The organism is Allobosea sp. GW822-FHT03F07, from assembly GCF_058801345.1.
In genome coordinates this window covers 182,338-196,014 of record NZ_JBXAND010000007.1, presented here as the reverse complement: position 1 = coordinate 196,014, position 13,677 = coordinate 182,338, and the positions used below count along the sequence as shown (strand labels likewise).

The window sequence follows — 13,677 nt, the reverse complement described above, 5'->3', positions numbered from 1 at the left end:
GAGCGGTCGCTATTTGTTCCTTGTCCGAAATTAATCTCCCGCATTTCCATAAAGTCAGGAATTGTCGGAAATTGCCTCCGAGGAATTCCTTTCCCGTTCAACCTCGGCATATGCCCGCCTGAAAGTGGCTCTCGATACCCCGTATTCGCTGGCGGACGCTTCTTCCGTCCTGGTTTGCAAAACGACAAATTCCTCAATCGGCAGTTTGCGGAGACGCGCCTTCACTCCGTTGGTTTTTTCGGGAGGGCGTCCCCGTACCTTGACAGTTCCCATTGGCCGCAGTGAAGAAAATTTAGCACGATCAGAAATAAAAACTTCTGTATAAATTTTAGCTGCTTCAGAAAATTCTGATTCACTCACTCGAAAATTTGTTATGAATCCGCGCGTCGCGATATATTCGTGACAGAATTCATGAGGAATTAATCTACGAAATTCTTTATTTGTAATTCTATATAATAATTGATCTATAATAGAATCTCCATCTATATTAAATTTTCCTTCAACAACTAAATTTTGGAATGTAAAGCACGCGTAAGAGCACAACTCTCTGAATTCCGGAAGAAGTTCGATCGGTGCAAAATTTTCATGATCATCAAATCGAGGATCGCGCAGTGCATATTCAACGAAACCGTCGGGAAATTTGCGACCTAAGCGCGCTATGCTTATATCGATTGTAGATTTTTGCTTTCGGTGCAAATTTTCAAGCTGCTTGCTGAATTGGATCTTCAGGAGCCTAACGAGAGCATCAAGGACACTAATAAAGCCCACGGGCGACGGACGAAGCGACATAAAATCCTCTCGTCGGATGGGCGCGCAGCACAATGGCACGTTGATGTGCTGTATACCCCGTTGTAGGTCCGCCCGCATCCTCGAGCGTCCGCAAACCTCCACAGACGGTTTATTTGACGGATATTTCACTAGACGGCGGCCGGTCGCCGTAAGCTATTGAAAAATATGGCGCGCCCGACACGATTCGAACGTGTGACCTTTGCCTTCGGAGGGCAACGCTCTATCCAGCTGAGCTACGGGCGCTAACCGTGCAGGCTGGATAGCTGATTGCCGCTGCTTCGGCAATGCGGGATTTCGCGACGCGGCAAAGGGCGCGGCGGGCGAAAGACCACAGGCCCGATACGTCTCGGACGCGCCGCCCGTGTGGCGTGTCGTCGACGCCGCCTGAAGGGGCGCCGGCCGCAGCCCATAGTGCGGCGTTCGGGCGACGTCGTCGCTCCTGTCGTCACTCAGCGCGCTCTGAGGCTCAGAATATAGGCGATGACGTCGTCGGTCTCGTCCCTCGTGAGCTGGTAGCGCGGCATGTTGCCGTGCGGCGTCTGCAGGAAGACGCGCAGCGAAAGGGCTGTCTGAGAGGCCATGTCGGCGATCGCGCCAAAGCCGGGCGGAACTCGGCTGGGATCGCGACCGGCGCCGTCGATCTGATGGCACTGGATGCAAAGCGACGTTGCGACCTCCCGGCCTGCGCGCGCATCGCCGACACCCTGCGCCCGGCCGGCCCCCGACGCGAGCAGGGCGGCCTCGAGGGCGAGCAGCCCCAGCCCGCGGCGAAACGCAAGTGCTCGCTTCCGCCGTCTGATCCCGATCGCCGTCATCGTTGCCGTGCTCCCTCGTTGGAGAAGGCCGCTGCGTCAGGATGTGGGCTTCCACCTGCGCGACACGCGCCTAATATAGGCCAAATCCGTCCGCGACCGCTTTGATCGCGATCAACGGCCTTCTGCGGCGCGCCCACATCTGCCGAGGGGCCGAGGTCGCGCATGCTCGGCGCTCGAACCGCTCGTCATTCCGCCGGGGCGGGGAAGGGAGCCGGCGTCCTCGCCCGCTTGCCGGAGAGCCGCCCGCCCAGCTTGTCCAGATAGAGGAACAGCACCGGCGTGATGTAGAGCGTCAGCACCTGGCTGATCAGCAGGCCGCCGACCACGGCGATGCCGAGCGGCTGGCGCAGTTCCGCGCTGGCGCCGGCGCCCAGCGCGATCGGCAGCGTGCCCATCAGCGCAGCCAGCGTCGTCATCAGGATCGGCCGGAACCGCATCACGCAGGCGCGGTGGATCGCGTCCTGCGCGCTCGCGCCCTCGCGCTGCAGCACGAGCGCGACGTCGATCATCATGATCGCGTTTTTCTTGACGATGCCGATCAGCATCAGGAGCCCGATCATCGCGATGACCGAGAGGTCGAGGTCGAAGAGCCGGAGCGCGCCGAGGGCCCCGATCGCGGCCGAGGGCAGGCCGGTCAGGATCGTCAGCGGGTGGATGAAGCTCTCATAGAGCATGCCGAGCACGATGTAGATTGTCAGGATCGCGCCCGCGATCAGGATGCCCTGGTTGCCGAGCGAATCCTGGAAGGTCTTGGCTGTTCCGGCGAGCGTCGTCGAGAGCGTGGCCGGGAAGCCGAGCGAGCTCTTGAGCGCATCGATGCGCGAGACGCTGTCGCCGAGCGCAACGCCGGCCGGCAGGTTGTAGGAGACCGTCGCGGCCGGGATCTGGCCGAGCTGGTTGACCGTAAGCTGCCCGACGGTGCGCTGGACGCTGGCGAAGGCGCCCAGCGGCACCAATTGCCCGTTGCCGGCGCGGATGCGGATCTGGTCGAGCTTGTCCGGCGACCAGCCATGGCGCGGATCGAACTCGACGATGACCTGGTAGCTGTCGCCGGCGGTATAGATCGTCGAGACCTGGCGCACGCCGAAGCCGGAATAAAGCGTCGAGCGCAGGACGTCGGCGCCGATCCGGAGCTGGTTCGCCTTGTCGCGGTCGACCACCAGCGTCGCCTCGGAGGCGCTGTTCTGCAGATCCGTGGCCACATCGATGAAATGGGCGCGGTCCTGGCCCATCGCGTCGGCGAGCTTCACGGCCCACTCGTTCATCAGCGCCTGGTCGAGCCCCTGCACGACGAGCTGGTACTGGCTCTTGGAGGAGCGCGCGCCGATATTGAGGTTCTGCACCGGCGTCATGAAGGCGGTGATGCCGGCGACCCCTGCGAGTTCGCGGCGCAGATCGGCGAGAACCCTGGGCAGGGCCGGCCGCTCCTCCTTCGGCTTGAGCTCGACGAAGAGGCGGCCCGAATTGAGCGCGGAGGAAGCAGCCCCGCTGCCGCCGACGCTCTGGACGACATGGGCCACAAAAGGCGACTTGCGGAAGATCTCGGCGACCCTGGATTGCAGCTCCTTCATCGCGCCGAAGGAAATGTCCTGGCGCGCCTCGGTCGTAACCTGGAGCTGGCCGATATCCTCCTGCGGGAAGAAGCCCTTGGGCGCGGTCTGCACCAGCCAGACCGATCCCGCCATGGTGGCGAAGAAGCACAGGAGCATCAGCGGCTTGACCCGCAGGCACCAGCCGAGCGTCCGGTCGTAGCCGGCGACCAGCGCCGAGAAGCCGCGTTCCAGCGCGCGCCCGACCGCGTTTTCCCGGTGATGCGCGCCATATCCCGAGAGCAGGCGCGCGCACAGCATCGGCGTCAGCGTCAGCGAGACGAAGGCCGAGGCCAGGATCGAGACCGTCACCACGACGGCGAATTCGTTGAAGATTCGGCCGATCACACCACCCATCAGCAGCACCGGGATGAACACGGCGACGAGCGACAGCGAGATCGAGACGATGGTGAAGCCGATCTCCGAGGAGCCCTTCAGGGCTGCGTCGAAAGCCGAAAGCCCATCCTCTTCCATATGCCGCACGATGTTCTCGAGCATCACGATCGCATCGTCGACGACGAGGCCGACCGAGAGCGTCAGGCCCAGCAGCGAGATGTTGTCGATGGCGAAGCCGAAGAGATACATCGCGGCCAGCGTCGCCACGACCGAGATCGGCACGGCGATGGCGGGGATGAACGTCGCGGCGAGCCGGCGCAGGAAGACGAAGATGACCATCACCACGAGCCCGATGGTCAGCGCCAGCGTGAACTGCACGTCCTCGACGGCGGCGCGGATCGAGGTCGAGCGGTCGTTCAGGAACGAGATCGAGGCTGCCGCCGGCATCTGGTCGCTGAAGGAGGGCAGCATCGCCTTGACGCGATCGACCACCTCGACGGTGTTGGCGTCGGGCTGGCGCTGCACGGCGAGCACGATCGCGGGCGTGCCGTCATAGGCGCTCGATGTCTGCGCGTTCTCGACGGAATCGATCACCTTGGCGACGTCGCCGAGCCGCACCGGCTTGCCGTTGCGGGTGGCGATGATGACGTTCGCGAATTGCTGCGCGTCGGCGAGCTGCGTGCGGGCCTGGATCGTCAGCTGCTGCGCGCTGTTCTGCAGCGTGCCGACCGGCGTATTGGCGTTGCTCGCCGTGATCGCGGCCTGCAGCTCGTCGACGCCGATGCCGCGCGAGGCGAGCGCCACCGGGTCGATCTGGATGCGCACCGCATATTTCTGGCTGCCGAAGATCAGCACCTGCGCCACGCCGTCGACGGTCGAGAGCGCCGGCGAGATCACCTGCTGGGCAAAGGCGTCGAGCTGCGAGAGCGGGATGACGTCGCTCTTCAGCGCCATCAGGATGATCGGGGCATCGGCAGGGTTGACCTTCCGATAGCTCGGCGCGGTCGTCATCTCCTGCGGCAATTGCCGCTGGGCGCGGGCGATCGCGGCCTGAACATCCGCTGCGGCCGCGTCGATGTTGCGGCTCAGCACGAACTGGATCGCGATCGAGGTCGCGCCCTGAGAGTTCGTCGTCGAGATGCTGTCGATGCCGGCGATCGTCGCGAATTGCTTGATCAGCGGCGTCGCGACGGAGGTCGCCATCGTGTCGGGCGATGCGCCGGGCAGTTGCGCCGAGACGTTGACCACCGGGAACTCGGCGCGGGGCAGCGCCGCGACGGGCAGGACGCGATAGGCGAAGGCGCCGGCGAGCACAAGCGCGACCGACATGAGGATCGTTGCGACCGGGTGCCGGATGCAGAAGGCCGAGACGTTCATGGCGCGCTTCTTTCGGCAACGGCTGCGGCGACGGGGGGCACGGCGGGCTGCTGCGGGTCGTGCTCGCGGAACCTCGCGCCGTCCTTCAGCCGCATTTGCCCGTCGACGACGACGCGCTCGCCGGGCTTCACGCCCTCGCTCAGCGCGGTGCGCCCGCCATCGCTCAGTGCGATTTTGACCGGCCGCAGCGAGACGGTCCCGTCATCCTTGGCGACGTAGACGTAAGGGCTCTTCTGGCCGGGCTGCACCGCGACGGTGGCGATCTGCGCGACGTTCCTGAGCATGTCGACATCGACCTCGACCTCGACATATTGCCCCGGCCAGAGCGAGAGATCGTCATTGGCGAAGGCGGCCTTGGCGTTGATCGTGCCCGAGGCCGTGTCGACGACGGAGTCGACGAAGTTCAGAACGCCTCGGGCGACCGCCCTGTCCGCGTCGGGAAGGCGCGCGAGCACGGGCACCGGCGCGCCGCGGGCAAGCGCGGCCTGCAGGGCCGGAAGATCGCGTTCGGGCAGGGTGAAGCTGACGCGCAGCGGCTTCATCTGCGTCAGCGTGACCAGGGCGGTGCCGGAGGCATTGGCGGAGACAAGGTTGCCGGGCGTGACCTGCACGGCGCCGGCCCGGCCGTCGATCGGCGCGAGGATGCGCGTATAGCCGAGCTTCAGCCGGTCCGCCTCGAGCGTCGCCTTGTCGGACTGGATCGTGGCCGCGCTCGAGCGCTCGTCGGCCGTCGCCTGGTCGAGTTGCGCCTGTGTGCCGGCATTGCGGGCGAGAAGCTGCCGATAACGGGAGAGATCGCCCTCGCTGCGCGTGTGCAGGGCCTCGTCGCGCGCGACCGCCGCCTCGTCCTTGGCGATCTGGGCCTTGATGTCGCGGTCATCGAGCGTGAAGAGCAGGTCGCCCTTTTTGACGAACTGGCCGTCGGCGATGTGCTGCTCGACGATCTGGCTGTCGATGCGGGAGCGGATCACGACGCTCGCCGGCGTTTCGACGAAGCCGATGGAGCGCTTCACGACGGGCATGTCGCCCGCCTCGGCCGCCGCGGTGACCACGGCCACCGGAAAGCCTTCGGCGCCGCGAACCTGGCGCGGCGAGGGCTCGACCGCCCCGTGCGAACGGCCGAACCAGATGCCGCCCGCGATTGCCGCGACAACACAGGAAATGAGCAGGAGTTTCGAGGTCTTCATGGGCTTCTTCGTCACGCGGCTGTTTCGATGGCGGGGGTGGTTTCCGCGTCCGCTGGCCGGGCCTGCTCGCGGATGCTGGCCAGTGCGGTGAGCATGACGGTGATCGTGGCGTCGTCGACCATGGCGAGCAGGTGATCGGCGATGTCCTGACGCAACGGGTCCAGTTCGTCCACGAGCGCATGCCCGTCGCTCGTCAGGAAAAGGCGATAGGCGCGGCGGTCGCTCAGGTCGGGCCGACGCTCGACCAGATTCTGCTGTTCCAGCCTGTCGATCATGCGTGTCACAGAGATCGGCTGGATGTCGAGCAGTTCGGCGAGTTCGGCCTGCCGCATGCCTTCGTTGCGGCGCAGCCGCGTGAGCACGCCCCATTGCGCCCGCGTCGTCCCGCGTTCCCGGGCGCGCCGGTCGACATGGCCGCGCATGAGCCGCGCCGTCTCGACGAGCTGGAAGATCAATTCGCGGCGTGGCGGACGCGGGGCCAAGGGAAGTGTCCTTATTATAAGCAGGCTTATCATTATGCTGCATTGCGGCATTTTGCGGGCGGGGGTGGTCACATGGCGCGCGCATCGCCGCTCGCTTTGCGCTATCATGCGGGGCGCTGTCCGGTCGGCAGGAGCGGATCATGATCCAGGCACAGTGCCACACGGCCGATGAGGCGATGCGGGTCGCGTTCGACGCCACGCCCTGGTTCGAGGTTGCCGACGCCCGCGTGATCATCCTGCTCGCCGGCAAGGACTGGTCGGTGCCCTGGGTCGCCGATGGGCTGGAGGCGCGCCCCGGCTATGAGGCGCTGCACGAACTGATCCGCTACGCCCGCGACCGGCTGGAGATCGAGACGCGGGAGGACCCGTCCTGGGCGACGTTCGAGTGTCGCGTCGACGGCGCCGCCGCGACCGCCTGGCTCAATCGGCATCGCCCCGACATCGCCGCACGGCTCCGGCGCTCCGCCTGACAGCGCCGTCGGAAGCCCTGCCGGCAACTCTGGAGGTCGATCATGGACGAGGACCGCTTCAACATGGCCGTCCGCAAGTTCCTGAAGGAGGTCGGGGTGACCTCGCAACGCGAGATCGAACGCACGGCGCGGGAAGGCGCGCTGCCGGGACACAGCCTGCGGCTTCGCATGACGCTGACCTCGGAGGACGCACCGGCGCTGCGGCACGTCGTCGAGACGACGATCGACCTGCGATGATCGTCGCCTAGAAATCCATGCCGCCCGGCATGGCCGGCGGCGCTTCTTTCTTCGGCAGTTCGGCGACCAGCGCCTCGGTGGTGATCAGCAGCGAGGCGATCGAGGCGGCGTCCTCCAGCGCCGTGCGCACGACCTTGGCCGGGTCGATCACGCCATTCGCCACCAGGTCCTGATATTCGCCCGTCGCGGAATTATAGCCCCAGTTGTAGTCGTTCGCCTCGAGCAGCTTGCCGACCACGACCGCGCCGTCCGCGCCGGCATTTTCGATGATCTGGCGCGCCGGGGCCTGCAGGGCGCGGCGCACGATGTCGACCCCGGTCTTCTGGTCGCCATTGACCGGCTTGAGGCCGCCGAGCGCCTTGAGCGCCCGCAGGAGCGGCACGCCGCCGCCCGGCAGGATGCCTTCCTCGACCGCCGCGCGGGTCGCATGCATGGCGTCGTCGACGCGGTCCTTCTTCTCCTTGACCTCGACCTCGGTCGCGCCGCCGACGCGGATCACCGCGACGCCGCCGGAGAGCTTTGCGAGGCGCTCCTGCAGCTTCTCGCGATCGTAGTCGGAGGTGGTCTCCTCGATCTGCGCCTTGATCTGGGCGACCCGGTCCGCGATGTCCTTCTTCTTGCCGGCGCCGTCGATGATCGTCGTGGTCTCCTTCTCGATCGTGATCTTCTTGGCGCGGCCGAGCATTTGCAGCGTGACGGTCTCGAGCTTGATGCCGAGATCCTCCGAGATCATCTGCCCGGCGGTCAGGATCGCGATGTCCTCCAGCATCGCCTTGCGGCGATCGCCGAAGCCCGGTGCCTTGACGGCTGCGATCCGCAAGCCGGCCCGCAGCTTGTTGACAACGAGCGTCGCCAGCGCCTCGCCCTCGACATCCTCGGCAATGATCAGCAGCGGCTTGCCGGACTGCATCGTCGCCTCGAGCAGCGGCAGCAGGGCCTGCAGGGAGGAGAGCTTCTTCTCGTGGATCAGGACATAGGCGTCCTCAAGCTCGACGCGCAGCTTCTCGGGATCGGTGATGAAGTAGGGCGAGATGTAGCCCCGGTCGAACTGCATGCCCTCGACGATGTCGAGCTCGGTCTCGGCGGTCTTGGCCTCCTCGACGGTGATGACGCCCTCATTGCCGACCTTCTTCATCGCCGCGGCGATCATCCGGCCGATTTCGCCGTCGCCATTGGCCGAGATCGTGCCGATCTGGGCGATCTCGCTGTTGGCCGTCACCGTCTTGGCGTTCTTCCTGAAATCGGCGACCACGGCGTCGACCGCCATGTCGATGCCGCGCTTCAGGTCCATCGGGTTCATGCCGGCGGCGACCGCCTTGGCGCCTTCCCGGACGATGGCATGGGCGAGCACGGTCGCGGTCGTGGTGCCGTCGCCGGCGGCATCATGCTGCTTCGAGGCGACCTCGCGCACCAACTGCGCGCCCATGTTCTCGAACTTGTCGGGGAGTTCGATCTCCCTGGCGACCGCGACGCCGTCCTTGGTGATGCGTGGCGCACCGAAGCTCTTCTCGATCACGACGTTCCGACCCTTCGGCCCCAGCGTGACCTTGACGGCATTGGCGAGGATGTCGACGCCGCGCAGCATCTTGTCGCGCGCTTCCGACGAGAATTTCAGCTCCTTGGCAGCCATGGGTCGGACCCTCCTCTGACGGTCGCAAGCTTGCGGGGCATGATCGTGCGGCCCGCATGGCGAGCCGGGAAGTCATGCCCGTCTCCAGAACATCGCCGGCTCACGAGCCGCCCGTGAAGAAGGTCGCCCGGGACAGCAGCGTGTAGTCGGATTCCAGGATCATGATCCCCACGAAGACCAGCAGCAGCGTCGGCGGGAGCAGGATCGCGTAGCTCAGCGCCAGGCGCTCCCAGGCCATGTGCATGAAGACGGCGATGATCAGCCCGGCCTTCAACGCCATGAAGAGCAGGATCAGCGACCAGCGCAGATAGCCGGTGAGGTGGAAGAGATCGACCATGTAGGAGCAGGCGCTGAGGACGAACAGCCAGACCCAGACGACGAGATAGAGCCGGATCGGATGGTGCTGTCCCTCGCTCTGCGTCGCGGGCTGGATTTCGGCGTGGCCGGTGGTGTGCGACATGGCGGCCCCTCTCACCAGAGATAGAACAGCGCGAAGATGAAGACCCAGACGAGATCGACGAAGTGCCAGTAGAGCCCGGTGATCTCGACGATCTCGTATTGGCCCCTGCGGCTGGTGAAAAAGCCGCGCCGGCCGCTGTCGAAGTCGCCGCGCCAGACCTTGCGGGCGATGATCAGGAGGAAGATCACGCCGATTGTGACATGCGTGCCGTGGAAGCCGGTGATCATGAAGAAGCTCGCGCCGAACTGCTCCGCGCCCCAGGGATTGCCCCAGGGACGCACGCCCTCCGAGATCAGCTTGGACCATTCGAAGGCCTGCATGCCGACGAAGGTCGCGCCGAGCAGGGCGGTCGCCAGCATCAGGATCGCCGTCTTCCTGCGGTCGCGCCGGTAGCCGAAGTTCACCGCCATCGCCATCGTGCCGCTGCTGCTGATCAGGACGAAGGTCATGATCGCGATCAGGATGAGCGGCAGGTGGTGCCCGGCGATCTCGAGCGCGAAGACCTCGCTCGGGTTGGGCCAGGGCACGGTCGTCGACATCCTCGCCGTCATGTAGGAGATCAGGAAGGTGGCGAAGACGAAGGTGTCGCTGAGCAGGAAGACCCACATCATGGCCTTCCCCCAGGAGACGTCCTTGAACGCCCGCCGGTCAGACGACCAGTCCGAGACGAGGCCGGGCAGTCCGGCGGATGGGGCGGCCTCGGAATGAGCCGTCGATGGCAGGACCTCGTTCATCGCTCGCAACCTCGCTGGAGCATGATGCCGAAAAGTGGGAGCCGGATTTCGGACGACATCATGCTCTCGATCCTTGGCTCTAGGTCACCAATGCACGGCAGATCTCGATCAACTCGTCCGCCCACCGCATCAGCAGGGCGAACAGCACGAGCCAGACCGCGAGCAGGAAGTGCCAGTAGGTGGCGCAGAGCTCGACGCTGAGCCGCAAGGCGCCGATCGCCTGGGGCGTGCTGCCCATCGGAATGGCGAAGGCTTTCGCCGTGACGCGCCACAGCGCCACGAGACCGCCGAGCATGTGCAGGCCGTGGATCGCGGTGACCAGGCCAAAGAAGGCGCCGGCCGGGTTCGAGGCGGCGAAATAGCCCGCATCGGCCAACTCGCGCCAGGCCAGCAACTGGCCGGCGAGGAAGGCCAGCGCCGACACCCCCGCGGCGAGCAGGCCGGAGCGAATGCCGTCGAGTTCGGCGCGGCGCGCGGCGGTGACCGTGGTCTGCAGCGCGAGACTGCTCAGCATCAGCAGGCCCGTGCTGAACCACAGCACGATCGGCATCGGCAGCGCGCGCCAGTCGGCCATGCCCATGCGCATGAAATAGGCGCTGACGAGCAGCGCGAAGAGCGAGCCGGCGACGGTGAGGAAAGCCATGAGGCCGAGCCTCGCCGTGGGCCTGGGCGCCGGCCCGGTCCATGCGGCCTCGCCGGAGACGCCGACCTCGAGCCAGGGCTTGCTGGCGAGCCCCTGGCGCAGCAGCCACCAGCCCGCGAAGCCCGCCAGGACGACCATGAAGGTGACGATCACGATCATGCCCGCGCTCCCTCCGTGACGCCCGGCTCGGGCGGCTGGTTCTGCGGCAGGAAGTCCTGCGCGGCGCCGGGCACGCTGTAGTCATAGGCCCAGCGATAGACCACCGGCAGTTCCTTGCCCCAGTTGCCATGGGCGGGCGGCGTCTGCGGCGTCTGCCATTCGAGCGTCGTCGCGCGCCAGGGATTGCCGCCCGAGGGCTGGCCGCGCTTCAGGCTCCAGAACAGGTTGAACAGGAAGACGAGCTGCGCCGCGCCGACGATCAGCGCGACCACGGTGATGAAGATGTTGAGGTCCACGGTCGAGGGCGGCACGAAGCTCATCGCACCCATCTCGTGATAGCGCCGCGGCACGCCCATCAGCCCGATATAGTGCATCGGGAAGAAGATCGCGTAGGCGCCCAGGAAAGTGACCCAGAAATGCAGCTTGCCGAGCGCGTCATTGAGCATGCGCCCGGTGATCTTCGGATACCAGTGATAGATCGCGCCGAAGACGACGAGGATCGGCGCGACCCCCATCACCATGTGGAAATGCGCGACGACGAACATCGTGTCGGAGAGCGGCACGTCGACGACGACATTGCCGAGGAAGAGCCCGGTCAGCCCGCCATTGACGAAGGTGACGATGAAGCCGAGCGCGAACAGCATTGGCACGGTCAGGTGGATGTCGCCGCGCCAGAGCGTCAGAACCCAGTTGTAGACCTTGATCGCGGTCGGGATGGCGATGATCAGCGTCGTCGTCGCGAAGAAGAAGCCGAAGGCCGGATGCATGCCGCTGACATACATGTGGTGCGCCCAGACCACGAAGCTGAGCGCCCCGATCGCGACCAGCGCCCAGACCATCATGCGATAGCCAAAGATGTTCTTGCGGGCATGGGTGCTGATCAGGTCGGAGACGATGCCGAAGGCCGGCAGCGCGACGATGTAGACCTCCGGGTGGCCGAAGAACCAGAACAGGTGCTGGAACAGGATCGGGCTGCCGCCGCGATAGGCCAGCCGCTCGCCCATCGCGACGATCGAGGGCATGAAGAAGCTCGTGCCGATGAGCCGATCCAGCGTCATCATCACCGCGCCGACGAAGAGCGCCGGGAAGGCGAGCAGCGCCATGACGGTGGCGGTGAAGATGCCCCAGATCGTCAGCGGCATGCGCATCAGGGTCATGCCCCGGCAGCGTCCCTGCAGCACGGTCACGACATAGTTCAGCCCGCCCATGGTGAAGCCGATGATGAACAGCATCAGCGAGGCCAGCATGATCACGATGCCCCATTGCTGGCCGGGCGTATTGGCGAGGATCGCCTGCGGCGGGTAGAGGGTCCAGCCCGCGCCGGTCGGCCCGCCCGGAACGAAGAAGCCGCCGACGAGGACCATGACCGCGAGGAAATAGATCCAGAAGCTCAGCATGTTCACGTAAGGAAAGACCATGTCCCGCGCGCCGAGCATCAGCGGGATCAGATAGTTGCCGAAGCCGCCGAGGAAGAGCGCCGTCAGCAGGTAGATCACCATGATCATCCCGTGCATGGTGATGAGCTGGTAGTAGAAATCCGCGTCGATGAAGGCGAGGAAGCCGGGGAAGGCGAGCTGCATCCGCATCAGCCAGGACAGCACCAGTGCGACCAGCCCGATCGCCAGTGCGGTCAGCGAGTACTGGATGGCGATGACCTTGGCGTCCTGCGAGAAGACGTATTTCGTGACCCAGCTCTTCGGATGGTAGAGCTCGACATCGTCGTGCCCCACCACGGAAGCCGGGCCTGCCACGCCAGCCTTTCCTCCAATGCCATGCGTCACGTCCGCCATCAGGACACCCTTCCGCTCCCTGCCGGATCCGACGGCCCGTCTCGGGGCTCGTCCCGGATCCGCTCCTCGTTCTTCCCTAGTTCCTCGCCTGCGCCCTGAACGGCGCTTGCAATTGGGCGAAGGTCTTCTGTTGCTGCAGCCAGGCCTGGTAGTTGCTGCCCGGCTCGACCACGACGCCGCCACGCATGAAGGCGTGGCCGGTGCTGCAGAGTTCGGCGCAGAGCGCTTCGAACGTGCCGGTCCGGGTCGGGGTCAGCCAGTAATAGGTGACGACGCCCGGGATCATGTCCATCTTGGCGCGGAATTCCGGCACGTAGAAATTGTGCAGGACGTCGAGCGAGCGCAGCAGGAGCTTCACCGGCTTGCCGAGCGGCAGATGGAGCTGGTCGCCCTGGATGATGACGTCGTCCTGCCCGTGCGGGTCGTTCGGGGCGAGACCCAACGGGTTCTCCGGGGTGACATGCGCGACATCGGTCGCGCCGAGCCGGCCGTCCGCGCCCGGCAGACGGTAGCTCCACTGCCATTGCTGGCCGACGATCTCGACGGTCGCGGCATCGGCGGGCACCGTGACGAACTGCTTCCAGACAACGAGGCCCGGTGCGAGCATGGCGATGACGCCGATGCCGGTGCCGATCGCGAGCCACCATTCGAGACGTTTGTTCTCGGGCTCATAGGCGGCGCGCTGGCCCTCGCGATGGCGGAAGCGCAGGACGCAATAGGCCATGAACAGCACGACCGCGGCGAAGACGACGCCGGTGATCCAGAAGGTGATGATCAGGGTGTCGTCGATATAGCCCCAATTGGAGGCGATCGGCGTCCACCACCACGGGCTCACGAAGTGGAACACCACCGAGCCTATGACCACCAGAGCCAGTGCGATCGCGATAGCCATCCCCTGTCATCCCTTGCCGGGCAACGATGAACAGCATCCAGGAGCCGTCGCGGCGCGAGGGCCGCATCGCGACGCTACGAAGACGAA

At 65.4% G+C, this 13,677-nt stretch carries 13 protein-coding genes and 1 tRNA gene; 2 read left to right on the top strand and 12 right to left on the bottom strand.

Annotated elements, in window-relative coordinates; all coding sequences use genetic code 11:
* Positions 1-54: 54 nt before the first annotated feature.
* The 6 genes from AC1RMY_RS20065 to AC1RMY_RS20040 all read right to left on the bottom strand — a co-directional run bounded on the left by AC1RMY_RS20065 (position 55) and on the right by AC1RMY_RS20040 (position 6,548).
* The gene (locus AC1RMY_RS20065) at positions 55-789 is read right to left on the bottom strand and encodes a hypothetical protein (RefSeq protein ID WP_492867507.1); all 735 of its coding nucleotides are present in this window, start codon (positions 787-789) and stop codon (positions 55-57) included.
* A gap of 166 nt (positions 790-955) precedes the next feature.
* Positions 956-1,032 (bottom strand) — tRNA-Arg (locus tag AC1RMY_RS20060).
* Positions 1,033-1,238: 206 nt separating this feature from the next.
* Complete coding sequence (locus tag AC1RMY_RS20055; RefSeq protein WP_492867505.1) at positions 1,239-1,604, bottom strand: c-type cytochrome; 366 nt, start codon at positions 1,602-1,604, stop codon at positions 1,239-1,241.
* 185 nt (positions 1,605-1,789) lie between these two features.
* Positions 1,790-4,906: an efflux RND transporter permease subunit gene (locus AC1RMY_RS20050; protein ID WP_492867503.1), complete on the bottom strand. Its 3,117-nt coding sequence runs from the start codon at positions 4,904-4,906 to the stop codon at positions 1,790-1,792.
* Positions 4,903-6,108, bottom strand: coding sequence for an efflux RND transporter periplasmic adaptor subunit (locus tag AC1RMY_RS20045; RefSeq protein ID WP_492867501.1), 1,206 nt, complete (start codon positions 6,106-6,108; stop codon positions 4,903-4,905). The genes AC1RMY_RS20050 and AC1RMY_RS20045 overlap by 4 nt, the downstream gene beginning before the upstream one ends.
* Positions 6,105-6,548, bottom strand: a complete 444-nt coding sequence (locus tag AC1RMY_RS20040) for a MarR family winged helix-turn-helix transcriptional regulator (protein ID WP_492867499.1) — start codon at positions 6,546-6,548, stop codon at positions 6,105-6,107. Before AC1RMY_RS20040 ends, AC1RMY_RS20045 begins: the two co-directional genes overlap by 4 nt.
* 167 nt (positions 6,549-6,715) lie before the next feature.
* Between AC1RMY_RS20040 and AC1RMY_RS20035 the strand changes: the two genes are divergently transcribed.
* Both AC1RMY_RS20035 and AC1RMY_RS20030 read left to right on the top strand, forming a co-directional pair.
* A complete protein-coding gene (locus AC1RMY_RS20035) occupies positions 6,716-7,045 on the top strand; it encodes a hypothetical protein (RefSeq protein WP_492867497.1) in 330 nt (109 codons plus the stop codon).
* A gap of 42 nt (positions 7,046-7,087) precedes the next feature.
* Positions 7,088-7,282: a DUF6494 family protein gene (locus tag AC1RMY_RS20030; RefSeq protein WP_492867495.1), complete on the top strand. Its 195-nt coding sequence runs from the start codon at positions 7,088-7,090 to the stop codon at positions 7,280-7,282.
* 7 nt (positions 7,283-7,289) lie between these two features.
* On the opposite strand, the gene groL is transcribed toward AC1RMY_RS20030, so the two are convergent.
* The 6 genes from groL to AC1RMY_RS20000 all read right to left on the bottom strand — a co-directional run bounded on the left by groL (position 7,290) and on the right by AC1RMY_RS20000 (position 13,590).
* A complete protein-coding gene (gene groL, locus AC1RMY_RS20025; RefSeq protein ID WP_492867493.1) occupies positions 7,290-8,912 on the bottom strand; it encodes a chaperonin GroEL in 1,623 nt (540 codons plus the stop codon).
* A 100-nt stretch (positions 8,913-9,012) separates the two neighbouring features.
* Positions 9,013-9,372 (bottom strand): cytochrome C oxidase subunit IV family protein, encoded by a 360-nt coding sequence (locus tag AC1RMY_RS20020; RefSeq protein ID WP_492867491.1) that lies wholly within the window; start codon positions 9,370-9,372, stop codon positions 9,013-9,015.
* A gap of 11 nt (positions 9,373-9,383) precedes the next feature.
* A complete protein-coding gene (locus tag AC1RMY_RS20015) occupies positions 9,384-10,106 on the bottom strand; it encodes a heme-copper oxidase subunit III family protein (RefSeq protein WP_492867489.1) in 723 nt (240 codons plus the stop codon).
* A gap of 79 nt (positions 10,107-10,185) precedes the next feature.
* On the bottom strand, positions 10,186-10,908 hold the full coding sequence (locus AC1RMY_RS20010) for a cytochrome c oxidase subunit 3 (protein WP_492867487.1): 723 nt from the start codon (positions 10,906-10,908) through the stop codon (positions 10,186-10,188).
* Positions 10,905-12,698, bottom strand: coding sequence for a cbb3-type cytochrome c oxidase subunit I (locus AC1RMY_RS20005; RefSeq protein WP_492867485.1), 1,794 nt, complete (start codon positions 12,696-12,698; stop codon positions 10,905-10,907). Before AC1RMY_RS20005 ends, AC1RMY_RS20010 begins: the two co-directional genes overlap by 4 nt.
* 76 nt (positions 12,699-12,774) lie before the next feature.
* Positions 12,775-13,590 carry a cytochrome c oxidase subunit II gene (locus AC1RMY_RS20000; protein WP_492867483.1) on the bottom strand — a complete coding sequence of 272 codons (816 nt, stop codon included), beginning with the start codon at positions 13,588-13,590 and terminating at the stop codon, positions 12,775-12,777.
* Positions 13,591-13,677 lie beyond the last annotated feature (87 nt).